This window comes from Enterobacter genomosp. S (assembly GCF_001631805.1).
Taxonomy (GTDB): domain Bacteria; phylum Pseudomonadota; class Gammaproteobacteria; order Enterobacterales; family Enterobacteriaceae; genus Enterobacter; species Enterobacter quasihormaechei.
On record NZ_LVVA01000006.1, the window covers coordinates 61,801 to 86,193 of the forward strand.

Genomic DNA, 24,393 nt, shown 5'->3' on the forward strand with positions numbered 1-24,393 from the left:
AGATTGGCGAAATGAGGACGAGCAAACCAAATTTAGCGATCACTATCGCAACAATGATGCAACTAAGCCAAAAAAAGTGCGCCCGTTAAGGCGCACTAAACTACTGACAAAATCAGCACTGTGGGGAGACGGTTACCCCTTGCCTTTTACACTGCTGATAAAGGTGGAACGGGCAGTGGTTGAACCTAAACGCTCGGCTTCATCAAGCAGCTTCAGCGCTTTATCGACATCGCCGTTTTTGACCGCCTGCTTGATGGCGTTGTTAAAGTACGTTTCAGTATCGTTAAGCACCGGCTCGGCTTTTTTCGTCGGAGCCGGGGCTGCGGCAGGCGCTGCGGCTGGTGCGGCATAAACAGGCGCGGCAGTATTGCCCACCGTTACCGGGCCCGGGCCAGATGAGCCAAACAGCGGCCCTACGAGTACGCTGGAGGCGCTGTTGGTAGAGACTTTCAGCTTAATCAGGCCATCGGTGGTATGACGGGCATGCGGGTCCGGAATATCCGGGACGGCGTTACCGGTGCCTTTCGCATAAGCTTTTGCCGGATCGACCAGCTTCGTGGTTTGCTGCAAATCTTTCTCTGTGGTGAACACCAGAACATAAATTTTCTGCTGGCCCAGGGCTGGCGTCAGGCGCATAACGCCTTCCAGCCGGTCAGCGCTCATTACGCCCGGCTCCTGATAGCTAAAGTAGGTGCTCGGGAAGAAGGCCGATGGCGTCATGTTCTGATCGAGGATCAGCACGTTCGGCGCAAAGACGCTGGTCTGTTTATTCACTTCGCTGGTCAACGTCAGCGTCAGCTCGCCGATGTTAGCGGGCACGCTGAACGCCGCAACCGGGCCGCTGATGCCGGGAACGTTCAGCGACTGGCCGCCCGCAGCAAGCTGAGTGGTTTGCGTTTTTGATTGATCGACTGGTGTCCACACCAGTTGCTGAAGCGCCGCCGCCGGAATCGCTGGCGCAGCGCTGGTATTTTGAGGAACAAAATTCACATCTGCAAAGGTGACCGCAGGCGCACAGGCCAGCAGCCCCGCAGAGAGGCACAGCGCGACGAGACTTTTCTTCATTTTCATTGTTATTACCTCTGATAGCGTGAGCGCTGCGGTGGCCAGGCAATAGCGCGCAGCACCCTAAGGAGAGAGGGGCTTACGCCCCTCTTTTCAGGTTATTACGTCAGGCTTGACGAATTACCACCAGATTTCCATCTGGGCGCCGAAGGTCCACTCATCGTTGTCACCACGGCTGAAGGTTTTCGCGGACGTGTCGCTATAGGCTACGCCAGAGGTGTAACCTGCACCTGAGTCGTTGTTCGCGTAGCCCCATTTCTCATCCCACTTCGCGTAGGTTGCGAAGACGCGGATAGCCGGACGGGACCAAATGCTGTCGCCTGCCTGCCACTGCTGCGCCAGGGTGATTTTGTACTGGCTGTTTTTGTCGTCAGTTTTCTGAGACTTAACGTTGTCGTAGCCCACTTCCAGCAGGGTGCTCATGATCGGCGTCCATTTGAACATTGGACGAACGCCCACGGTCCACCACTCAGTACCGTTGTTGTTATCGCGATCGATGTTCTGGTACATACCGACATACATCAGGTCCCAACGGTCTGCCAGGGTGATTGCACCGTGGTCCAGCACGCGCCACATAGAGCCGTCGTTATCGATACTGCCGCCCTGCGGAATACCTTTACCGTTAGAGGTCATGGAGTCCGTACCGTATTGCAGCACGAACTTGTTGAAGCCTTTCATCATGCTCTGGGTGTGTTCAGCGGTGAACAGCCAGCCATCTTTAGAGGCACCAGGTTGCAGATAGTAGTCGTCAGGAATGTTGGTGTGACCGTAGTCAACGCCCAGCTCCAGCGTACCGCCCGGGTTGGTCTCCAGACCGGCTAAGCGAACGTCGAAGACGTCGTTTGGTACCACGTTGTCATAAATACGGTCACCGTTCGCGTCACGATCGGCGAAGGTTGCAGAACCGCCGGACTCAGAAGAACGGGTGGCGGCCAGAGAGAGCTTACCAAAGCCCAGATCGATGTTTTCAATACCGGCACCAGGACCAGAGATATCCCAGTAGTAGAAGTCGATCATGTGTACGTCATGACGCTGATAGAAACGCTTACCGGCCCAGATGGTAGAGCCTGGCAGCCATTCAATCAGGTTTTTACCCTGCACGTTAGCTTCACGGAAAGCCGGGCTGGTGGATTCCCAGTCGTTCTGCTGAGAAACGGAGTACGCTACGTTGGTGTCGAAATAGAAGCTCTTGTCGCCTTCTTTCCACACTTCCTGGCCCAGCTTCAGCTCGGCGTAGGTTTCACATTCGTTACCGAGACGGTATTTACTTTGTGCACCTGTTGCCTGGAAACATTGTTGTTCACCGCCACTTCCGGTCCAGCCGATGCCGGAACGAGCATAACCTTTAAAGTCTACGGCGCCCGCCTGGGCAGACAGGATGCCTGCCGCAATGGCGACAGCCAGAGGGACTTTGCGCAGAGTAATCATTATTCTATCTCCTGAGATCATTGCTTTTCTTTGTAATTGGAATGCTTAAACGCCTGGCTCTTTGTGCAGCCGACGACATGCTGTGCCATCCTCACGGAACAGATGGCAACGCTCTGGCGGCAAACCGATAGCGAATGTGGCACCCTCTTCTACCAACACCACGTCATTCTGGCGGTAGACCAGGTTCTGACGGATGGCGGGGATCTGGATATGAATCTGTGTTTCGTGACCAAGCTGTTCGACGACCTGAACTTCACCTTCCAGCGTCACATCCGCAATGTGGCTTGGCAGTAGATGCTCAGGACGGATACCGAGGGACATATTGGCCCCCACCTGTACGTTGGCGCTGTCGACCGGCAGCCAGACCTGCTGACGGTTTGGCAGCTCCACCTGTACCTGTTCAATCGCCGTCGCGGTCACTTTGACGGGCAAGAAGTTCATCTTTGGCGAGCCAATGAAGCCTGCAACAAAGCGGTCTGCCGGGTAGTGATACAGCTCCAGCGGTTTACCCACCTGCGCCACGCGACCGGCGTCCAGCACCACGATTTTGTCGGCGAGGGTCATCGCTTCGACCTGATCGTGGGTGACATAAATCATCGTGCGGCCAAGGCGCTTGTGCAGACGGGAGATTTCGATACGCATCTGGACGCGCAGGGCGGCATCCAGGTTAGAGAGAGGTTCATCGAGCAGGAAGACGCGCGGCTCGGCCACCAGCGTACGGCCAATCGCCACGCGCTGACGCTGACCGCCGGAAAGCGCTTTCGGCTTACGCTCCAGCAGGTGCGCCAGCTGGAGCACTTCCGCCACCTGAGTGACGCGCTGGTTAATAATCTCTTTTTTCGCGCCGGCCAGCTTCAGGCCAAAGGACATGTTCTCGGCAACGGAAAGATGCGGATAAAGCGCATAAGACTGGAACACCATGCCTACGCCACGTTCGGCAGGCGGGATGTCGTTCATTCGGGTATCACCAATAAACAGATCGCCACTGGTGATGGTTTCAAGACCGGCAATCATACGCAGCAGAGTCGATTTACCACAGCCTGATGGACCCACGAACACCACAAACTCACCTTCGTGGATGTCCAGATTGATGTCTTTTGACACCACTACGTCGCCCCAGGCTTTCGTTACATTACGCAGCTGTACGCTCGCCATGCCCTTCTCCCTTCGTTACAACCTGTCACCGACAGAAACATTCAAGATAAGTTCACTATGCGTGTTCCATTACTTTCGTGAATCCTCCACCCCCCGGCTTTTTTGTGGGGGAGGAGGCGGGAGGATGAGAGAGCAGGCTCTGCGACCGCAGCGGAGGGGCTGAGGCGAAAATCGTGAAGCGGCCTGCAAAATTCAGTGGGTTTTTATGTGCGCCAGCACTCATAACTTAAATTTATGTTACAAGGATCACACAAACAGGGGGTGGGGCGTAGGGGCTGGGAGGATGGAAAGAGGATGTCAAATAAGGAGACTGAGTCACGTTGAACCACCTTATGTATCCACGAGCACATCACCAATAAAGGATGGCAGATATGAAGATCAAGACTGGCGCACGCGTTTTCGCATTGTCCGCCCTTGCAGCAATGATGATTTCCGCACCGGCTCTCGCCAAAATTGAAGAGGGTAAGCTGGTTATCTGGATTAACGGCGACAAGGGCTATAACGGCCTGGCCGAAGTGGGCAAAAAATTCGAGAAAGACACCGGTATCAAAGTCACCGTAGAGCACCCGGACAAACTGGAAGAGAAGTTCCCGCAGGTTGCGGCCACGGGTGACGGTCCGGACATTATCTTCTGGGCGCATGACCGTTTCGGGGGCTACGCGCAGTCTGGCCTGCTGGCTGAAGTCACGCCAGATAAAGCCTTCCAGGACAAACTGTTCCCGTTCACCTGGGACGCCGTTCGCTATAACGGCAAGCTGATCGCTTACCCAATCGCGGTTGAAGCCCTGTCACTGATTTACAACAAAGACCTGCTGCCAAACCCACCGAAAACCTGGGAAGAGATCCCTGCCCTGGATAAAGAGCTGAAGGCGAAAGGTAAATCCGCCCTGATGTTCAACCTGCAAGAGCCGTACTTCACCTGGCCGCTGATTGCTGCCGACGGCGGCTACGCGTTCAAGTTTGAGAACGGCAAATATGACGTGAAGGACGTGGGCGTGGACAACGCGGGCGCGAAAGCAGGCCTGACCTTCCTGGTTGACCTGATCAAGAACAAACACATGAACGCGGATACCGACTACTCCATCGCAGAAGCGGCGTTCAACAAAGGCGAAACCGCGATGACCATCAACGGTCCGTGGGCCTGGACCAACATCGACAAGAGCAAAATCAACTACGGCGTGACCCTGCTGCCAACCTTCAACGGCAAGCCGTCTAAACCGTTCGTTGGCGTGCTGAGCGCGGGTATCAACGCCGCCAGCCCGAACAAAGAGCTGGCGAAAGAGTTCCTGGAAAACTACCTGCTGACCGATGAAGGTCTGGGTGATGTGAACAAGGACAAACCGCTGGGCGCCGTGGCGCTGAAATCCTTCCAGGATCAGCTGGCAAAAGATCCACGCATCGCGGCCACCATGGATAACGCCCAGAAAGGCGAAATCATGCCGAACATCCCACAGATGGCCGCGTTCTGGTACGCCACCCGTACCGCCGTCATCAACGCTGCCAGCGGTCGCCAGACTGTTGATGCCGCGCTGAAAGATGCTCAGGGTCGTATTACCAAGTAAGAAGAACGGCGGGTGGCGCACACGCTGCCCGCCCTACAACTACGGCACGATCCGTAGGTCAGGTAAGCGCAGCGCCACCTGACGAAAAGTTTCCACCGTTGTAGAGGAAGAACCCCATGGATGTCATTAAAAAGAAACGCTGGTGGCAAAGCGACGCGCTGAAGTGGTCAGCGATAGGTCTGCTGTGTCTGCTGGTGGGTTACCTTGTTGTTTTAATGTACGTGCAAGGGGAATACCTTTTTGCCATCATGACGCTGATTTTAAGCTCGGTTGGCCTGTATATTTTCGCCAACCGTAAAGCGTACGCCTGGCGCTATGTCTACCCTGGCGTGGCCGGGATGGGGCTGTTTGTCCTCTTTCCGCTGATCTGCACCATTGCGATTGCCTTTACCAACTACAGCAGCACCAACCAGCTCGCGCAAGAGCGCGCCACCCAGGTGCTTCTGGACCGTTCTTATCAGGCCGGTAAGACATTTAACTTCGGTCTGTATCCTGAGGGAGACGAGTGGAAGTTAGCGCTCACTGACGGTGAGAGCGGCAAAAACTATCTTTCCGACGCGTTCAAATTTGGCGGCGAGCAGAAGCTGGCCTTAAAAGAGGCTGAAGCCCTGCCGGAAGGTGAACGTGCGAACCTGCGTATCATTACCCAGAATCGCCAGGCGCTGACCCAGCTCACCGCCGTGCTGCCTGATGACAGCAAAGTAACCATGAGCTCGCTGCGCCAGTTCTCCGGTACGCAGCCGCTCTATACCCTGGCGGATGACGGCACGCTGACCAACAACCAGAGCGGCGTGAAGTACCGTCCGAACAACGATATTGGTTTTTATCAGTCTGTGAATGCCGACGGCAGCTGGGGAGACGACAAGCTCAGCCCGGGCTATACCGTCACCATCGGCTGGGATAACTTTACCCGCGTGTTTACCGACGAAGGCATCCAGAAGCCGTTCTTCGCTATCTTCGTCTGGACAGTAGTCTTCTCCATCCTGACTGTGATCCTGACCGTTGCCGTGGGCATGGTGCTGGCCTGCCTCGTGCAGTGGGAATCCCTGAAAGGGAAAGCGATTTACCGCGTGCTGCTGATTCTGCCGTACGCCGTACCGTCGTTTATCTCGATTCTGATTTTCAAAGGGCTGTTTAACCAGAGCTTCGGTGAAATCAACATGATGCTGAGCGCGCTATTCGGTATCAAACCGGCCTGGTTCAGCGACCCGACCACCGCCCGCTCGATGATTATCATCGTCAACACCTGGCTGGGCTATCCGTACATGATGATCCTGTGCATGGGGCTGCTGAAGGCGATTCCGGACGACCTGTACGAAGCCTCGGCAATGGACGGCGCGGGCCCGTTCCAGAACTTCTTCAAGATCACGCTGCCGCTGCTCATTAAGCCGCTGACGCCGCTGATGATCGCCAGCTTCGCCTTTAACTTTAACAACTTCGTGCTGATTCAGCTGTTGACCAACGGTGGCCCGGACCGTCTCGGCACCACCACGCCGGCGGGCTATACCGACCTGCTCGTGAGCTACACCTACCGTATCGCCTTTGAAGGCGGCGGCGGCCAGGACTTTGGTCTGGCGGCGGCGATTGCCACCCTGATCTTCCTGCTGGTTGGCGCTCTGGCGATTGTGAACCTGAAAGCCACACGTATGAAATTTGACTAAGGAGGGCATCGATCATGGCTATGGTACAACCCAAATCTCAGAAGCTGCGCCTCCTCGCGACGCACATAGGCCTGCTGATGTTCATCGCGGCCATCATGTTCCCGCTGCTGATGGTTATCGCCATCTCCCTGCGCTCGGGTAACTTTGCGACCGGGAGCCTGATCCCGGATGAAATCTCCTGGGAGCACTGGAAGCTCGCGCTGGGCTTCAGCGTTGAGCACGCCGATGGCCGCGTCACGCCGCCGCCGTTCCCGGTGCTGCTGTGGCTGTGGAACTCGGTGAAGGTAGCAACCATCACCGCGATTGGCATCGTGACGCTCTCCACCACCTGTGCTTATGCCTTCGCCCGCATGCGTTTCCCGGGCAAAGCGACGCTGCTGAAAGGGATGCTGATTTTCCAGATGTTCCCGGCGGTGCTGTCGCTGGTGGCGCTGTACGCCCTGTTTGACCGTCTGGGCCAGTACGTGCCGTTTATCGGTCTGAATACCCACGGCGGCGTGATCTTCGCCTATCTTGGCGGTATCGCCCTGCATGTGTGGACCATTAAAGGGTATTTCGAAACCATCGACGGTTCGCTGGAAGAAGCCGCCGCGCTGGATGGCGCCACCCCATGGCAGGCGTTCCGTCTGGTGCTGCTGCCGTTGTCGGTGCCGATTCTGGCGGTGGTCTTTATTCTGTCGTTTATCGCGGCGATCACCGAAGTACCGGTCGCCTCACTGTTGCTGCGCGATGTGAACAGCTACACCCTGGCCGTTGGCATGCAGCAATACCTCAACCCGCAAAACTACCTGTGGGGCGACTTTGCCGCGGCGGCGGTACTCTCTGCCATCCCGATTACCGTAGTGTTCCTGCTGGCCCAGCGCTGGCTGGTCAACGGCCTGACGGCGGGCGGTGTGAAAGGTTAAGTTTCATCTGTAATGCCACTGCAACCCTCAACTTTAGATGTATTGTATTGAACCAACTTGTGACTGTTGTTAGGCGCTCTTCGGAGCGCCCTTTTTTTATTCGCGTTTCAGCCGCTTCGAGTTGCACAGCCAGAGGGTGATCACCAGCAGCAGGATCGCCGCCGAGTAGATCAGCACGTCGAGCGGGGATTTATGATCGACGATGATCAGCCGCACAATCGCGGTGATGCCAATGTAGATGAAATAGCGCAGCGGGAAGTGAAAGCCGGACTGGAAGTACTTCACAATCAGGGCAATAAACTCGAAGTAGAGAAAGTAGACCACCAGGCCTTCCACCAGCGCATATTTGCTGGTTTGCTCAGGGGCAAATAGCACATCAGCCAGATGTACCGTCTCTTTGCCGAGAAAGACGACCAGGATCAGGCCAAGGCTCAGCAGACCGAGGTTCAGCACGGTCTGGAGTATCGTTGAGATGAACTCAACGCGCGGGCGAGTCAGGGATGTCATACAGCACCTCATTCTCCAGGGCGAGGTTCCTGTATAACGCAAAAATGTGACGGGGATCTATATTTTTTGTTTATGTTTGGCGCATTCGCCCGGTGGCGCTGCGCTTACCGGGCCTACAAAAACCGTAGGCCGGGCAAACAAGCATCAGCGGAAGTTAATGTTCTTATCGCTGGTCATGTCATACAGCTGGAACTTACGTCCAAGCTGCTGACCACCGTCACGCGTCAGCGGCGTCCAGCCCACTGCCGCACGGCTGCGGGTCGGACCGGATGAGAACAGATCCAGCGGAATCGACACGTACACCCCTTTGGTGAAGTCCCCTTCCCCGTACTCGTCCGGCGAAACGTTGGTAATAGTGGCATAGCCGCCCACCACAACGCCGCTGTCGAAGTGTTTGGAGATATCCAGCGTGCCGCCCTTATCGCCCGCCAGATACTGCCCGACACTGGCTTTCACCAGCACATCCTGCGCGAACGACGGCGTCCAGTAGGCGGTCAGGTGGCCAGTTTTGACGCTGTAGTCGGTGAACTTCATCATGTCCTGCGCGCTGCGCCAGTCACGCTGTTTCACGTAGTTGGCGTCAATCCCGAAGGCCCAGTTGCTGTCGACAGGACGATACAACACTTCCGCCCCCGCGCCACCAAACATGGTTTCCAGATAGCCACCGTAAACCTGGCCGTAGAAGCCGTTGCCGAAGTACTGGAAGTAGTTGGCCTGGAGGTTATTCACGTAGATATCGTTCTGCACGTATTCACGCACGCGGGTACGCACGCGCGGCAGTTTTGAATCGTTCGGCGGGTTGGTGTAGTTAAATTTGTCGTAGTTGTTGGCAAGGTTGCCGAACAGGCTACCGGTGGTCAACAGGTGGTCGGTCACCCACAGATCCGCCGTCGCCATCGCGCCCAACTGATACATGTAGAAGTTTTCAGGCCCGCCGACGGACTGATTCAGCACCGGGTCGATATGGAAATCGAAGCGGGGCTTATCGATATACCAGCCCTGCTCGGTACTCTCTGGCACCACCGGCTCAACGCGTTTTTGCACCAGCTCGGTTTCATGTCCCAGCGGCTCGCCTTCAAGATGACGCTTAAGGCTGGCAACGTCGGTTTCGGTTGTGACCTGCGGCATGTTGAGACGGTTCTCCGTCACGCGGATCGTACGGATCCCCTCCGGCAGATCGTTCATAACGATCCGGTTGGCGCGCTCGATCCCTTCGCGGGAATCACGGTATTTCACCTGCTCGCCGGTGACGTACAGCGTATCGCCTTTGGTCTGGATCTTCGGATCCGCCAGCCCGGCGTTATATTTCAACAGCGTCAGCTGATTCGCCACCACGGAGTGCTGAATGATCGCATCCTGCGGCTCCGGCTGGTATTTAGGCCGCGGGTTGTCATTGTAGCGCGGACGCATGTCGTTAAAGTTGGTGCGCAGCGTGAAGCCAAACATCAGGGTATTGCCGCGCTCGTAGCTGAGGTTAACGTCGGCCCAGTCGGTCACGCGGTAAATGGCGCCGACGTTAAACTTGCTCTTCTGCTCAATCTTGCCGGCAAAATCTTCGCTGTAGTTATTGCCTTCATACTCCAGCTTCAGGCGCAGCGGCTGCCAGGGCGTTTGATACTCTACGCCGCCAAACAGCGAGGCCGGGCCGTGGAACATCTGGTCGCCGTTGATGGAGCCCGCTTTTTTGTAGCTGTTATCGCGGTAGCAGTATTTGTCGCTGTAGGAGCAGAACGGGTTAGTTACGTTGCCGCTGGTACCAAGATAGCCCCAGCCGAGACCCAGCGAGAAATCAAACGGTCCCCAGGCTTTACTGGCAACGATGTATTCCGCATCAAACAGGCCGGTACCGCCGATATCTTTTGCACCGACGGAGACCTGCGGCATCCAGTAGCTCTCTTCCCACAGGCGCAACTTCACGTCGAAGGCTTTGTCTTTATAGGTCTGATCGCCGGAGAAGGCGTCGACGCTGCTGTACTGTTTCGTTCGCACGTCGGTGTAGCGCAGCGTGGTCTCCAGCCAGGGGAACAGCTGCACGGAAGCAGAATAGTAGCGGTACTGATCGTTATCGCGATAGTTAAGGCTGATTTCCCCCTCACGCGCCATCCGCGCGGTCGGGGTTTGCAGTAAGCCCACGCCGCCAAAATCGGACTGCGACGGGCCAATCGGTGCCGGATACGTTTCTGCATGACAGGCGGCACTCACGCACAGTGCAAGCATGCTGTAGAGATAGGTTTTTTTCATTATTCCGGTATCCGCTGTATCAGGGAGCGAAGGATATCGGCATTAAGCCCGTCATACGCTTTCGTCCAGAAATGGTCGGCAAAACCGACAAAAATGATGCTGCCCGGCATGGGTTCGATGTGGCGTTTATTCCAGTAAGCCACCGGCGCTTTCTGCGTATGTCCGTCCGGATAGACTACCCAGGCATAGCTGTTATCGGCACCGCTGAGCAGGCTTTGTTCGTCAAGATAGCTCGCGACGTCCCGGCCCGGCGTAAACGGCTTATTGCCAGGGCTGCTGATGAGCCCCATCACGGTGACGGTGGAAGGCTGAGCCGGAAGCCACAGGGTATAGTCCCCCTCCAGCGATGGATTGCCGTTTTCCGCAACGCGCACCTCATCCGGGTCGAGATTCACCTTCTGCCGGCCCGTCACCTTCAGGGCCTGAAGCTGCTGGCGCAGGCTGTTGATGGCCGCAGCATCATCGGCGTCTTCCTGCTGTGCCAGCCCGGATAATCTGGCGAGCAGCGTCTGATGTCTTTGTTCTGCGACAATCGTCGCCTGACGCTCGCTGATAACGCCCCCGGTCCACCAGCTTTTCGCCAGTCTCGGCTGACCCACCAGATCGAGCAGATGCCCGGCATTGGTTAAGGTTTTGGGTTTTTCGCTGTCCGGGGTGTAGACCTGTACCGTTCCCGCAGACCACGCCAGCGGCGAGGCAAGGCTGGCGAGAAGCGCAACGTGGATGAGCGTTTTCATGATTTCGCCGCCTTGATCAGGGTGGTCTTCACCGGGAAGAAACCGGCACCGAGATACTGCAAGGACTGGCGGATTTGCCCCTCTTCGTCCACCCAGAAGCGGTTATGCCAGGTGGCCTGGTCGGTTGTCACCTCTTCATCCAGCACGCGAACTTGCGTTTCGTCGCTGCCCACCTTTACGCTGTCCGTACCGTCCCAGCGGAAAGTGGAGCGGGCCGTGGCATAACGCACCTGTTTGTGTTCGGTCCAGCCCATCGTGCGCGTCCAGCTTGCGCCATCGACAATCTGATTCGGCTTAATGAGCGGATCTTCAGCCAGGTTGTTCACCTCGATCAGGTTGTCGCCGCCGAGCAACGTTTTCACGATTCGGGCATGCTGCGTGACGATGGTGGCCTGATCCTGAGTCACCCATTTCTGCTGCCCGTTTTCATCGAAAGCGAGCACCACAAACAGTTGCGGACCATCGTTTAGCTGCATGTACTGGCTGGCATACGGCATGTTCTGAAGTTCGTCATCGGTCAGATGCACGCCCGGCGTGCCGAACATGCTGTCCCACAGTGAGTTGCCCAGCCCTTTAGTGGTAGCTGAGCACGCCTGCAACAGCAGGCAAATCAGGATGATTGCAGGTCGCTTCACGACTCTTCTCCGAAGGGGCGAAATAACCACACCGAAGTGTGGTTATGATTAAAACACCCGGTATTACTGGGTGCTGGTCGTCGTAGTGGTCGTGGTTCCGGTATTGGAGCCATCACCGCCACCGGTTGCCGCCAGCGCGACACCCACGGCTGAACTTACGGCGCTGGTGCTGGCTGCGGTAGAACTCCCCGCAGACGCAGACGTCGCTGCCGACCCTGCTGCTTCCCCGACCTGGACCGGAGCTGCATAGACAGACGTCGCCGCAAGTGCAGATATGGCAAAAATGCCATACAGTACTTTCTTCATAACAATTTCCCTTCAATGAATGAATGGAGATTTGCCCGAAAGAAATTCAGGCGGATTCGAGTATACACAACTAAAGCTGAGGGTTTACCGTACGGGGAAATAGGGAAAGGGTTTTCGGACTAATGGATAAAAATGAAACGAAAGAAGAATAGATAAAATATATAAACAATATAAATCAATTAGTTATAATATAAACACGCTAAAGTATTTCTGCGTATTTTCTTAAAATAAACCGCAGTAATTAACGGGTTAGGCGCGTTTTTCGGATTAAACTCAGACCAGAAATTTGAGTTAACTAACAGACATCAGGAATTATCCGATAAAAAAATGCCGGCATATCGCCGGCATTTTTCATGACATATTTATTACCCACGCCATGCTTTATAGCGGTTAATCAAACCGTTGGTGGAGCTGTCGTGGCTGTCGATCGCTTTATCGTCGCCCAGCTCCGGCAGAATGCGGTTTGCCAGCTGTTTGCCCAGCTCAACGCCCCACTGGTCAAAGGTGAAGATATTGAGGATAGCGCCCTGGGTGAAGATCTTGTGCTCGTATAGCGCAATCAGCGCGCCCAGGCTGAACGGGGTGATTTCGCGCAGCAGGATGGAGTTGGTTGGGCGGTTGCCTTCGAACACCTTGAACGGCACAACGTGGTCCAGCGTGGCCGGATCTTTACCCTGATCACGGTACTCCTGCTCAACTACCTCGCGGGATTTACCGAACGCCAGCGCTTCGGTCTGGGCGAAGAAGTTAGACAGCAGCTTCTGATGGTGGTCGGACAGCGGGTTGTGCGTAATCGCCGGGGCGATGAAATCGCACGGTACCATTTTGGTACCCTGGTGGATCAGCTGGTAGAACGCATGCTGGCCGTTGGTGCCCGGCTCGCCCCAGATGATTGGACCAGTCTGGTAATCCACCGCGTTGCCGTTACGGTCAACGTACTTACCGTTGGATTCCATGTTGCCCTGCTGGAAGTAGGCCGCAAAGCGGTGCATGTACTGGTCGTACGGCAGGATCGCTTCGGTTTCAGCGCCGAAGAAGTTGTTGTACCAGATACCGATCAGCGCCAGCAGCACCGGCAGGTTTTTCTCAGGCGCGGTGGTGGAGAAGTGTTTGTCCATCGCATGCGCACCGGAGAGCAGCTCAACGAAGTTGTCAAAGCCCACGGACAGGATGATGGACAGGCCGATTGCAGACCACAGAGAATAGCGGCCGCCAACCCAGTCCCAGAACTCGAACATGTTCGCTGTATCGATGCCAAACTCGCCCACCGCTTTACCGTTGGTGGAGAGCGCCGCGAAGTGTTTCGCCACGTGCTTTTCGTCACCCGCGGTTTTCAGGAACCAGTCGCGCGCGCTGTGGGCGTTGGTCATGGTTTCCTGGGTAGTGAAGGTTTTGGACGCCACCAGGAACAGGGTGGTTTCCGGGTTCACTTTTTTCAGCACTTCGGCGATGTGAGTCCCATCGACGTTAGAGACGAAGTGCATGTTGAGGTGGTTTTTGTACGGACGCAGCGCCTCGGTCACCATGAACGGGCCGAGATCAGAGCCGCCGATACCAATGTTCACCACGTCGGTAATCGCCTTGCCGGTGTAGCCTTTCCAGCTGCCGGAGATGATCGCTTCAGAGAAGGTTTTCATCTTTTCCAGCACCGCGTTCACTTCCGGCATCACATCTTTGCCGTCAACGATGATTGGCGTATTGCTACGGTTACGCAGCGCCACGTGCAGCACGGCACGATCTTCGGTGCGGTTGATCTTCTCACCGGAGAACATGGATTTGATGGCATCAGCCAGCTCGGTCTCTTTCGCCAGATCTTGCAGCTTCGCCAGCGTCTCTTCGGTGATACGGTTCTTGGAGAAATCCACCAGCATCAGGTCATCGAAGGTGGCGGAGAACTTGCTGAAACGATCGGCATCTTTCGCGAACAGATCCGCGATGGTGACGTCTTTCATTTCATCAAAATGTTTCTGTAGTGCCTGCCATGCAGCGGTCTGCGTTGGGTTGATGTTTTTCATAGCAATACTCTTCTGATTTGAGAATTGTGACTGCGGTCGATTGTAGCGCCTGCAAATAAAAATTGTGATGGTTTTTATGCCATTGCCCTGGTCTGCATCAAACGCAGGTGAAAAGACCCGAAAAGTATAGCTGCTGTCGCGCCCTTCCGGCGTGGCGAAATGTCGGTCAAAAGGGGGTAAAAAGGAGCATAAAATATGGGCCTGTTATAAGTCCTGTTTCTGAGGGGTACCCCCCCATGAAAAATCCGCATAATCCCAGCATTGACAGGACCTCCCCCGCATTTTATTTATAGGGCCGTATTTTGCGCCTGCACCTGTCCTCGCTTCATTCTTGTGCCAAGGTCGCTCTATTCATTCCCTGACACGAGGTTGTTATGACGAGTTTTGTGGTCGCCAAGTTTGGCGGCACCAGTGTGGCAGACTACGCTGCCATGAACCGCAGCGCCGATGTGGTGCTGGCCGATCCGAATACCCGCCTGGTGGTGCTTTCCGCCTCAGCCGGCGTGACGAACCTGCTGGTTTCGCTGTCTGAAGGACTGGAAGCGACCGAGCGTTTCGTGAAGCTGGATGCGCTACGCAAAATTCAGTTCGACATCCTTGAGCGTCTGCAAAACCCGAACGTCATTCGTGAGGAAGTGGAACGCCTGCTGGAAAATATCACCACCCTGGCAGAAGCCGCGTCGCTGGCCACCTCAACCGCGCTGACCGACGAGCTGGTCAGCCACGGCGAGCTGATGTCTACCCTGCTGTTCGTTGAGATCATGCGCGAGCGCAATATTCAGGCGCAGTGGTTTGACGTGCGCAAAGTGATGCGCACCAGTGACCGCTTTGGTCGCGCCGAGCCGGATGTGGAAGCGCTGGCCGAGCTGACCAGCCAGCAGCTTGCCCCGCGCCTTGATGAAGGCATTGTGATCACCCAGGGCTTTATCGGTAGCGAAGCCAAAGGACGCACCACCACGCTGGGCCGCGGCGGCAGCGACTACACCGCCGCCCTGCTGGGCGAAGCCCTGCACGCGACCCGCGTGGATATCTGGACGGACGTGCCGGGTATTTACACTACCGACCCGCGCGTGGTGTCTGCGGCAAAACGTATTGACGTGATCGCCTTTGAAGAAGCGGCGGAAATGGCCACCTTCGGCGCGAAAGTGCTGCATCCGGCCACACTACTGCCTGCCGTGCGCAGCGACATTCCGGTTTTCGTTGGTTCCAGTAAAGATCCAAAGGCGGGCGGGACACTGGTCTGCAAGAAAACCGAGAACCCACCGCTGTTCCGCGCGCTGGCCCTGCGCCGCAAGCAGACGCTGGTCACCCTGCACAGCCATAATATGCTGCACTCCCGCGGCTTCCTGGCAGAAGTGTTTGGTATCCTGGCGCGCCATAATATCTCCGTGGATCTGATCACCACGTCGGAAGTGAGCATCGCGCTGACGCTCGACACCACCGGCTCAACTTCTACCGGCGATACCCTGCTGACGCAATCGCTGCTGATTGAGCTGTCCGAACTGTGCCGCGTGGAAGTGGAAGAAGATCTGGCGCTGGTTGCCATCATTGGTAACAAGCTGTCGCGCGCCTGCGGCGTGGGCAAAGAGGTCTTCGGCGTGCTCGACCCGTTCAGCATCCGCATGATTTGCTACGGCGCCTCCAGCTATAACCTCTGCTTCCTGGTGCCTGCCGATCAGGCCGAGCAGGTCGTGCAGAAACTTCATCAGAATTTGTTTGAATAAAATTCGTTAGCACGATAAACAATACCAATAAGCCGGGCACAGACCCGGCTTTTTTATTACAAAACAACACGACAATACTGCAAGGAATTCACTATGTTATCCGCTCTCACCCGGCTGTTCCCGCTATGGGCGCTGCTGCTCTCCGTACTCGCATATTACACCCCTACCACGTTCACGAGCATTGGTCCGTGGGTCACCACGCTGCTGATGCTGATTATGCTCGGCATGGGCGTACACCTGAAAATCGACGATTTTAAACGCGTGCTGTCCCGCCCGGCGCCGGTTGCCGCGGGTATTTTCCTGCACTACCTGGTGATGCCGCTCGCGGCGTGGCTGCTGGCGATGGCCTTCAAGATGCCGCCGGACCTTTCTGCCGGGATGGTGCTGGTGGGCAGCGTTGCCAGCGGTACGGCATCTAACGTGATGATCTTCCTGGCGAAAGGCGACGTGGCGCTGTCCGTCACCATCTCGTCCGTTTCCACGCTGGTGGGCGTCATTGCCACACCGCTATTAACCCGCCTGTACGTGGACGCGCATATTCAGGTGGACGTGATGGGTATGCTGCTCAGCATTTTGCAAATCGTGGTGATCCCGATTGCGCTGGGGCTGGTTATTCACCATCTGTTCCCACGCGTGGTGAAAGCGGTTGAGCCGTACCTGCCCGCGTTTTCGATGGTCTGCATTCTGGCGATCATCAGCGCCGTGGTAGCCGGTTCTGCCTCGCACATTGCCTCGGTGGGCTTTGTGGTGATCGTCGCGGTGGTGCTGCACAACACCATCGGCCTGCTGGGCGGATACTGGGGCGGGAAGCTGTTTGGCTTCGACGAATCCACCTGCCGCACGCTGGCGATCGAAGTGGGAATGCAGAATTCCGGCCTGGCGGCGGCGCTCGGAAAAATTTACTTCTCGCCGCTTGCCGCCCTGCCGGGCGCGCTGTTCTCCGTCTGGCACAACCTGTCTGGTTCGCTGCTGGCGGGCTACTGGTCCGGTAAGCCGATTGATGAGCAACCGAAAAAAGATGCGCTGAAACAGGGTTAATTAACCCGGCTTGCTTTACACTGGAGCCTCCCCATCAGGAGGCTTCAGCAATGGCGACACCACGATTGACCCAGAAAGACATGACGGAAGCCGAGCAGCGCGAACTGAAAACGCTTCTCGACCGCGCCCGCATCGCGCATGGCCGCACGCTGACGAATGCCGAAACCAATCAGGTTAAAAAAGAGTACATCGACAAGCTGATGGCACAACGTGATGCCGCGGCGAAAAAAGCCCGCAAGCTGAAAAAAGAGCAGGCTTATAAACCGGATGCAGAGGCAACCTTTTCCTGGTCCGCCAGCACATCAACCCGTGGAAGGCGCTAATCAGCGCCCTTTCTTTTTGCGCCCCGGCTGGGTAAAGCGTTTTCCGTTACCCGGCTTGCCTCGCCCTTTCTCTTCCGTCTGCGGTGCCTTAACCACCGGACGCTTAATCGCCTGCATTTTCGGTTTGGGTTTGGCTTTCGGCTTCGCTTCGGACGAGGAGTTTTCGATAAGCTTGAACAGTTCAATCAGCTCGTCGTCCGTTAGGTCGCGCCACTCGCCCAGCGGGATCCCGGAAAGGCTGACGTTCATGATGCGCGTGCGTTCCAGCTTCGTCACTTCATAACCAAAATACTCGCACATGCGGCGGATCTGGCGGTTTAAGCCCTGCACCAGGGTAATACGGAAGGCAAACGGCGCTTCTTTTTTGACCTTGCACTTCTTCGTGACGGTGCCCAGAATCGGCACGCCTGCGCCCATCCCGCGAATGAACTCGTCCGTCACCGGCTTGTTCACCGTCACGATGTACTCTTTCTCGTGGTCGTTACCGGCACGCAGAATTTTGTTCACCAGGTCGCCGTGGTTGGTAAGGAAAATCAGCCCCTGAGAGTCTTTATCCAGGCGACCAATCGGGAAGATACGGCTGCTGTGGTTAACGAAATCAACGATGTTGTCCCGCTCGCCATCTTCCGTGGTGCTGACAATCCCAACCGGTTTGTTCAACGCGATAAACACCAGGTCTTCGGCATCACGGGGTTCGATGACCTGACCATTCACTTTAACCACATCGCCAGGCACCACCTGATCGCCGATGGTGGCGCGTTTGCCGTTGAGAAACACGTTACCCTGTTCAATGTAACGGTCAGCCTCGCGACGTGAGCAGATCCCGCTCTCGCTAATGTATTTGTTTAATCGGGTTGATTGAGTTGGCAGCATAGTTTCTCCTGTGAAGGGCGAAATATACCTTACCTTGCGGCTGACAAAAAAGTGTTAGTAGCCGTTGATCAAAAAATCGAGTGCATCCCGCAGTGAAGCCTGGTTTTGCGTAAGATCGGCAACACGTTCGCCTAACTCTTTTGGCAATATGCGTGCCTATTGATCCATCAGAACGACCTCTGAAAGTTACTAAAGGAGCCGTTGTCATCAACCCACTGGTTAATGGCCTCAATAGAAGTTTTATTTTCTGTTAACCACTCTGCGTGCTGATGCGCACGAAACTGCTCCTGCTGTGCAGCCGTGAGCACGGCAGAGAGATTAAGTTTAAGCCGTCGCGCCTCTTTCAGGATTTCTGGTGCTAACGACACATTGACTGATTTTTTGATGCCATAAATAGTGCGCATGAGAACCCCCATCGGAATGCGCATGAATTGGCGAAGTGTAGTGTAATAAACGAGCATTTTCTATTCCCTTAAAAAGGTAAGGTCTGAAGAGTAAAATGCTCTTTATAGAGTGTCACGCCTCGCAAACGGGTTTTGCGAGGCGCTTTCAGAGATTAATACTCATCCCGCTCGTCGTCTTCATCCGGCTGTTCCATCACGCTATACGCCACCGCGCAGAACAGCGAGTTAAGACGCTTCATATCCCCCAGCAGCCCCAGGTGCAGGGAGCTGGTCTCGATGCTCTGAACGTTCTGCTGGTGCAGACGCTCAACGTGGGCGTGCGAGTATCGGCGGTTGAGAATGCGGAAGCGATGCTTGTTGCGGCGCAGGCGGCGCGCGCTCGGCACGTCGCTGGAGAAGAACACCGACATCGCCAGCTTCAGGTTGCTCACCAGCTTTTCGTGCAGCGCTTCCAGCTCCTTCAGCCCTTCCACGGAGAAGGCCCGACGCGCGGCCAGGGATTTGTCCGCGATTTCGCTGCCCATACGCTCGACGATGTCCGAGGCCTGCTCCAGGTTAAGCGACATCTCAATGATTTCCGCCCAGCGGCGGGACTCCTCTTCCGCCAGCTCGTCCTGGGGGATGCGCGCCAGATAGAGCTTGATGGCGGTGTACAGCACGTTGATATCGTCCGCCAGCCTGCGCAGCTCCTTCTCCTCGCGCGGCTCGCCGTGCATCACCTTTTTCAGCCCTTCGAGCATGGTTTCCATCGCGTCGCCCATCCGCAGCGTTTCGCGGGCGGCGTTGGCGATGGCCAGCGCGGGGGTGTCCAGCACCGAGGTATCCAGATGCTTCGGCTTAAGGCGCGCGTCCAGCTCCGGTTCATCACGGATAAGACGCTCGCAGAAGCGGGCCATCGGCGCGGCAAACGGCACCATAGCCAGACAGCGTACCAGGTTGTAGAAGACGTGGAAGTAGATCACCAGCTCCGCTTTCGGCAGGGAGATGTTATCCATCAGGTTGGCCAGCGGATGCACAAACGGCAGAATGATCAGGCTGCCCACCAGCTTAAACAGTAAACTTCCCAGCGCCACGCGGCGGGCGGCAGCATTGGCCGCGCTGTTGTTAAGCATCGCCAGCAGGCCAGAACCGAGGTTGGCGCCGATCACCAGACACAGCGCCACCGGGAAGGAGATGGCGCCCGCGGCGGTGAGCGTGGCCGTCAGCAGCACAGCGGCCAGGCTGGAGTAGCTGATGATGGCAAACACTGCCCCGATCAGCGCATCCAGCATGATGTCACCGGTCAGCGAGGCGAAGATGACCTGCACGCCGTTGGCCTGGGTGATCGGCGTCACCGCCTGCACAATCAGCTCCAGCGCCAGCAGGATCAGCCCGAGGCCGATGCCGACGCGTCCGAGCTGCCCGGCACGACTTTGCTTACGGCTGAGGAAGAAAATGACGCCGATAAAAATCAGCAGCGGCGACAGCCAGGAGAGATCGAAGGTCAGGATACGCGCCATCAGCGCGGTCCCCACATCTGCGCCGAGAACGATCACCAACGCCGGAGCGAGGGCGACCAGATCCTGCGCCACAAACGAGGTGACGAGCATAGTGGTGGCATTACTGCTTTGCACCAGCGCCGTAACGCCAATCCCCGCGCAGAAGGCGAGCGGCTTCTTCTCAACGCTGCCGCTGAGAACGGTACGTAAACGTGCGCCAAACACGCGCATCACGCCGGTACGAACGATATGGGTGCCCCATACCAGCAGTGCGACTGCGGAGAGCAGGTGTAACAACGTCAACACGGTAGGTTTTCCTCCTTATCGTTATCTGTTTTCCTGAGGTTTGTTGCGCGTTGTCTTGCCGGATGGCGGCTACGCCTTATCCGGCCTACGCGTAGGCCCGGTCAGCGCAGCGCCACCGGGCAATGTGGTAAGAACCTTCTTCCAGTATAAGGGTTTAAACGTAAGAAAGAGACAGGGCACCCTGGAGGTGCCCTGTTTGTTGTAAGGAAAAGTGACGTTAGTCTGCGTCGTAACCTAAATTCGGCGCCAGCCAGCGTTCTACCTCTGACACGCTCATGCCTTTACGCTGGGCGTAATCCTCAATCTGATCGCGCTGAAGCTGCGCCACGGCGAAGTACTTGCTGTCCGGGTGGCTGAAGTACCATCCGGAGACGGACGCGCCCGGCCACATGGCAAATGACTCGGTGAGCTTCATGCCCGTATGTGCTTCTACGTCCAGCAGTTTCCAGATAGTGCCTTTTTCGGTATGTTCCGGACAGGCCGGATACCCCGGTGCCGGACGAATCCCCTGGTAGTTTTCGCGGATCAGCTCCTCGTTGCTGAGGTTCTCATTCGCCGCGTAGCCCCAGTACACTTTACGTACGCGTTCGTGCAGGTATTCAGCAAAGGCTTCCGCCAGACGGTCGGCAATCGCCTTCACCATGATTTTGTTGTAATCATCGTGCTGTGCGTCGAACGCATCCGCCAGCGCATCTTCTTCCAGACCCCCGGTGACGGCAAACGCGCCGATATAGTCGGCTTTCCCGCTCAGCTTTGGCGCAACGAAATCCGCCAGGCAGTAGTTGGCAAAGCCCACTTTCTCCGTTTGCTGGCGCAGGTGATGGCTCACGGCCAGCACGTGGGTACGGGTTTCATCGCGATAGATTTCCACGTCGTCGCCCACGCGGTTTGCCGGGAACAGGCCCACCACGCCGCGCGGGTTGAGGGCTTTCTCTGCGCTCAGCCTGTCGAGCATGTCGTTGGCATCTTGAAACAGGCGTTTCGCCTCTTCGCCTACCACCTCGTCTTCCAGGATGCGCGGATATTTGCCCGCCAGCGACCAGGTCATAAAGAACGGCGTCCAGTCGATGTAGTTGCGCAGCGTCTCGATGCTGGCGACCACCTCCTGCACGCCCAGACGGTGCGCGACCGGCGGCGTATAGCTTGCCCAGTCGAAGGCCAGGTCGTTATCGCGCGCGGCGGCGAGCGTCACCGGCGGCGTGCGCGGTTTCTTACGGCCGTGCTGAATGCGGACGGTTTCGTACTCTTTGCGGGTGCGGGCGACAAACTCATCCCGCTGGGTATCGGAAAGCAGCGCGGAGACCACTCCCACGGTGCGCGAGGCGTTTTGGACATACACCGTCGGCCCGCTGTAGTTTTGCTCGATTTTCACCGCCGTGTGGGCTTTCGAGGTGGTCGCCCCGCCAATCAGCAGCGGAATGGTGAAGCCCTGACGCTCCATCTCTTTCGCCACGTTGACCATTTCGTCCAGCGATGGCGTGATCAGCCCTGAAAGACCAATCAGGTCAGCATTGACTTCGCGTGCGGTCTTGAGGATTTTATCTGCCGGAACCATCACGCCGAGGTCAATAATTTCGTAGTTATTACACTGCAACACCACGCCAACAATGTTTTTGCCGATGTCGTGCACGTCGCCCTTCACGGTGGCGATAACCATTTTACCGTTGCTGGAGCCCTTCTCTTTGCTGGCTTCGATGAAGGGTTCAAGATAAGCCACTGCCTGCTTCATGACGCGAGCGGATTTCACCACCTGCGGCAGGAACATCTTGCCCTCGCCGAACAGATCGCCGACCACGTTCATGCCGTCCATCAGCGGCCCTTCGATCACCTCAATCGGGCGGGCTGCCTGCTGACGCGCTTCCTCGGTATCCTGCTCGATGAACTCGGTAATCCCTTTCACCAGCGAGTATTCCAGACGCTTTTTCACGTCCCAGGCGCGCCACTCGGCCTGCTGAACGGTGGCTGATTCATCCGACTTGCTGCCGCGATATTTTTCCGCCAGTTCCAGCATGCGCTCGGTGGCGTCGTCACGACGGTTGAGGATCACGTCCTCGACGGCGTCGCGCAGCTCGGCAGGCAGATCGTCGTAAATCGCCAGCTGGCCCGCGTTAACGATCCCCATATCCATTCCGTTGCGGATGGCGTAGTAGAGGAACACGGCGTGGATCGCCTCACGCACCGGGTCGTTACCACGGAACGAGAACGAGACATTCGACACGCCACCCGAGATCAGCGCATGCGGCAGCTCGCGTTTAATGTCTTCACACGCGCCGATAAAGTCCTGGGCGTAATTGTTGTGCTCTTCAATACCGGTCGCGACGGCGAAGATGTTCGGGTCGAAAATGATGTCTTCCGGCGGGAAGCCCACCTCTTCGGTCAAAATCTTGTAGGCGCGGCGGCATATCTCAATTTTGCGCTCGCGGGTATCGGCCTGGCCCACTTCATCGAAGGCCATCACCACCACGGCGGCCCCGTAGCGGCGCACCAGCTTCGCGTGGTGAATAAAAGTATCGATCCCTTCCTTCATCGAAATGGAGTTGACGATGCCTTTACCCTGAATGCATTTCAGCCCCTTTTCGATGACCTCCCATTTGGAGGAGTCAATCATGATCGGCACGCGGGCGATATCCGGCTCACCGGCAATCAGGTTGAGGAAACGCACCATCGCCGCTTCGGCGTCAAGCATCCCCTCGTCCATGTTGATATCGATAATCTGCGCCCCGCTTTCCACCTGCTGGCGGGCGACGTCCAGCGCTTCGCTGTACTTCTCTTCTTTGATCAGGCGCTTGAATTTAGCGGAACCGGTAACGTTGGTACGTTCACCCACGTTCACAAACAGGCTGTCGTCGCCGATGGTCAACGGCTCCAGGCCGGAAAGGCGACAGGCAACCGGAAGCTCGGGCAGCTTGCGCGGCGGCAGCCCGTCCACGGTGCGGCTCATGGCGGCGATGTGCTCCGGCGTGGTGCCGCAGCAGCCGCCGACGATGTTCAGGAAGCCTGACTCGGCCCACTCGCGGATTTGTGCCGCCATGGTGTCGGCATCCAGATCGTATTCGCCAAACGCGTTCGGCAGACCGGCGTTCGGGTGGGCGGTGACGTAGCATTCGGCGATGCGCGAAAGCTCCTGCACGTACTGGCGCAGCTCGTCCGGCCCCAGCGCGCAGTTCAGGCCGAAGGAGAGGGCTTCAGCGTGGCGCAGCGAGTTATAGAAGGCTTCGGTGGTCTGGCCGGACAGCGTGCGCCCCGAGGCGTCGGTGATGGTGCCGGAGATCATGATCGGCAGGTCAACGCCCAGCGCCTCGAACTCCTCTTTCACCGCGTAAATCGCGGCTTTGGCGTTGAGGGTGTCGAATACGGTTTCAATCAGGATCAGGTCGGAACCGCCTTCCACCAGCGCTTTAGTAGACTCACGATAGGCGGCCACCAGCTGGTCGAAGGTGATGTTACGAAACGCCGGATCGTTGACGTCCGGTGAAATTGACGCGGTGCGGTTCGTCGGGCCAAGCACCCCGGCAACGTAGCGCGGTTTATCCGGGGTACGGGCGGTCCATTCGTCGGCGCAGGCGCGGGCGAGCCTGGCCGCCTCAAAGTTGATCTCCGCCGACAGGGATTCCATCTGGTAATCCGCCATGGCGATGGTTGTCGAGTTGAAGGTGTTGGTTTCTACAATATCCGCACCCGCTTCAAAGTAGGCATTGTGGATATCCTTAATCACGGACGGCTTGCTCAACACCAGCAGGTCATTGTTTCCTTTCAGGTCACAAGGCCAGTCGGCAAAGCGCTCGCCGCGGAAATCGTCTTCGCTCAGGCGATAGCCCTGGATCATGGTGCCCATGCCGCCGTCCAGCACCAGAATGCGTTCATTTAACTGCGTACGTAGTTGCTCTACTTTGCTGCTCACACTTGCTCCCGACAACGCTCAACATGGCCAATAGGCTGCATTCCATACTGGCATAATCTCGCAGGGCCGAAAAGCCACACGGCGGGAACATGAGACATGTTCACCATCACTCCTCCGATCAGTCAGGAA

19 protein-coding genes are annotated in these 24,393 nt (G+C 56.8%); 6 read left to right on the top strand and 13 right to left on the bottom strand.

The genetic code is table 11. The annotated features are described in order from the left end of the window. Positions 1 to 132: 132 nt before the first annotated feature. The 3 genes from malM to malK all read right to left on the bottom strand — a co-directional run bounded on the left by malM (position 133) and on the right by malK (position 3,648). Complete coding sequence (malM, locus tag A3466_RS06285) at positions 133 to 1,071, bottom strand: maltose operon protein MalM (RefSeq protein ID WP_063449868.1); 939 nt, start codon at positions 1,069 to 1,071, stop codon at positions 133 to 135. A 114-nt stretch (positions 1,072 to 1,185) separates the two neighbouring features. Then, on the bottom strand, positions 1,186 to 2,496 hold the full coding sequence (locus tag A3466_RS06290; RefSeq protein WP_026080558.1) for a maltoporin: 1,311 nt from the start codon (positions 2,494 to 2,496) through the stop codon (positions 1,186 to 1,188). A gap of 42 nt (positions 2,497 to 2,538) precedes the next feature. Continuing rightward, positions 2,539 to 3,648 (bottom strand): maltose/maltodextrin ABC transporter ATP-binding protein MalK, encoded by a 1,110-nt coding sequence (malK, locus tag A3466_RS06295; protein WP_063449869.1) that lies wholly within the window; start codon positions 3,646 to 3,648, stop codon positions 2,539 to 2,541. 371 nt (positions 3,649 to 4,019) lie between these two features. Between malK and malE the strand changes: the two genes are divergently transcribed. From malE to malG, 3 genes are all read left to right on the top strand, one after another. Then, complete coding sequence (gene malE / locus A3466_RS06300) at positions 4,020 to 5,210, top strand: maltose/maltodextrin ABC transporter substrate-binding protein MalE (RefSeq protein WP_063449870.1); 1,191 nt, start codon at positions 4,020 to 4,022, stop codon at positions 5,208 to 5,210. 116 nt (positions 5,211 to 5,326) lie between these two features. Beyond that, a complete protein-coding gene (gene malF, locus A3466_RS06305) occupies positions 5,327 to 6,871 on the top strand; it encodes a maltose ABC transporter permease MalF (RefSeq protein ID WP_063449871.1) in 1,545 nt (514 codons plus the stop codon). A 14-nt stretch (positions 6,872 to 6,885) separates the two neighbouring features. Next, positions 6,886 to 7,776 (top strand): maltose ABC transporter permease MalG, encoded by an 891-nt coding sequence (malG, locus tag A3466_RS06310; protein WP_063449872.1) that lies wholly within the window; start codon positions 6,886 to 6,888, stop codon positions 7,774 to 7,776. A gap of 96 nt (positions 7,777 to 7,872) precedes the next feature. On the opposite strand, the gene psiE is transcribed toward malG, so the two are convergent. From psiE to pgi, 6 genes are all read right to left on the bottom strand, one after another. Beyond that, positions 7,873 to 8,283, bottom strand: coding sequence for a phosphate-starvation-inducible protein PsiE (gene psiE / locus A3466_RS06315; RefSeq protein ID WP_063449873.1), 411 nt, complete (start codon positions 8,281 to 8,283; stop codon positions 7,873 to 7,875). Positions 8,284 to 8,427: 144 nt separating this feature from the next. After that, positions 8,428 to 10,524 carry a YjbH domain-containing protein gene (locus A3466_RS06320; protein WP_063449874.1) on the bottom strand — a complete coding sequence of 699 codons (2,097 nt, stop codon included), beginning with the start codon at positions 10,522 to 10,524 and terminating at the stop codon, positions 8,428 to 8,430. Continuing rightward, positions 10,524 to 11,261: a capsule biosynthesis GfcC D2 domain-containing protein gene (locus A3466_RS06325; RefSeq protein WP_063449875.1), complete on the bottom strand. Its 738-nt coding sequence runs from the start codon at positions 11,259 to 11,261 to the stop codon at positions 10,524 to 10,526. Before A3466_RS06325 ends, A3466_RS06320 begins: the two co-directional genes overlap by 1 nt. Continuing rightward, positions 11,258 to 11,896, bottom strand: coding sequence for a YjbF family lipoprotein (locus A3466_RS06330; RefSeq protein ID WP_063449876.1), 639 nt, complete (start codon positions 11,894 to 11,896; stop codon positions 11,258 to 11,260). Before A3466_RS06330 ends, A3466_RS06325 begins: the two co-directional genes overlap by 4 nt. Positions 11,897 to 11,959: 63 nt before the next feature. Then, on the bottom strand, positions 11,960 to 12,202 hold the full coding sequence (gene yjbE / locus A3466_RS06335) for an exopolysaccharide production protein YjbE (protein ID WP_003860341.1): 243 nt from the start codon (positions 12,200 to 12,202) through the stop codon (positions 11,960 to 11,962). Positions 12,203 to 12,567: 365 nt separating this feature from the next. Further along, positions 12,568 to 14,217, bottom strand: coding sequence for a glucose-6-phosphate isomerase (pgi, locus tag A3466_RS06340; RefSeq protein ID WP_063449877.1), 1,650 nt, complete (start codon positions 14,215 to 14,217; stop codon positions 12,568 to 12,570). A 374-nt stretch (positions 14,218 to 14,591) separates the two neighbouring features. Between pgi and lysC the strand changes: the two genes are divergently transcribed. The 3 genes from lysC (at position 14,592) to A3466_RS06355 (ending at position 17,302) form a co-directional block, all read left to right on the top strand. Further along, on the top strand, positions 14,592 to 15,941 hold the full coding sequence (gene lysC, locus A3466_RS06345) for a lysine-sensitive aspartokinase 3 (RefSeq protein WP_063449878.1): 1,350 nt from the start codon (positions 14,592 to 14,594) through the stop codon (positions 15,939 to 15,941). Positions 15,942 to 16,034: 93 nt separating this feature from the next. After that, positions 16,035 to 16,979: a ketopantoate/pantoate/pantothenate transporter PanS gene (gene panS / locus A3466_RS06350; RefSeq protein ID WP_063449879.1), complete on the top strand. Its 945-nt coding sequence runs from the start codon at positions 16,035 to 16,037 to the stop codon at positions 16,977 to 16,979. Between the two features lie 50 nt (positions 16,980 to 17,029). After that, entirely contained in the window at positions 17,030 to 17,302 is a 273-nt protein-coding gene (locus tag A3466_RS06355) for a DUF3811 domain-containing protein (RefSeq protein ID WP_017382612.1), read from the top strand. On the opposite strand, the gene rluF is transcribed toward A3466_RS06355, so the two are convergent. The 4 genes from rluF to metH form a co-directional block, all read right to left on the bottom strand. Then, positions 17,303 to 18,175 (bottom strand): 23S rRNA pseudouridine(2604) synthase RluF, encoded by an 873-nt coding sequence (gene rluF, locus A3466_RS06360; protein WP_063449880.1) that lies wholly within the window; start codon positions 18,173 to 18,175, stop codon positions 17,303 to 17,305. It lies immediately after the preceding gene. 167 nt (positions 18,176 to 18,342) lie between these two features. Beyond that, positions 18,343 to 18,636 carry a type II toxin-antitoxin system CcdA family antitoxin gene (locus A3466_RS06365; RefSeq protein ID WP_063449881.1) on the bottom strand — a complete coding sequence of 98 codons (294 nt, stop codon included), beginning with the start codon at positions 18,634 to 18,636 and terminating at the stop codon, positions 18,343 to 18,345. A gap of 95 nt (positions 18,637 to 18,731) precedes the next feature. Next, entirely contained in the window at positions 18,732 to 20,363 is a 1,632-nt protein-coding gene (locus A3466_RS06370) for a Na/Pi cotransporter family protein (protein WP_063449882.1), read from the bottom strand. A gap of 217 nt (positions 20,364 to 20,580) precedes the next feature. Continuing rightward, positions 20,581 to 24,264, bottom strand: a complete 3,684-nt coding sequence (gene metH, locus A3466_RS06375) for a methionine synthase (protein WP_063449883.1) — start codon at positions 24,262 to 24,264, stop codon at positions 20,581 to 20,583. Positions 24,265 to 24,393: the final 129 nt, after the last annotated feature.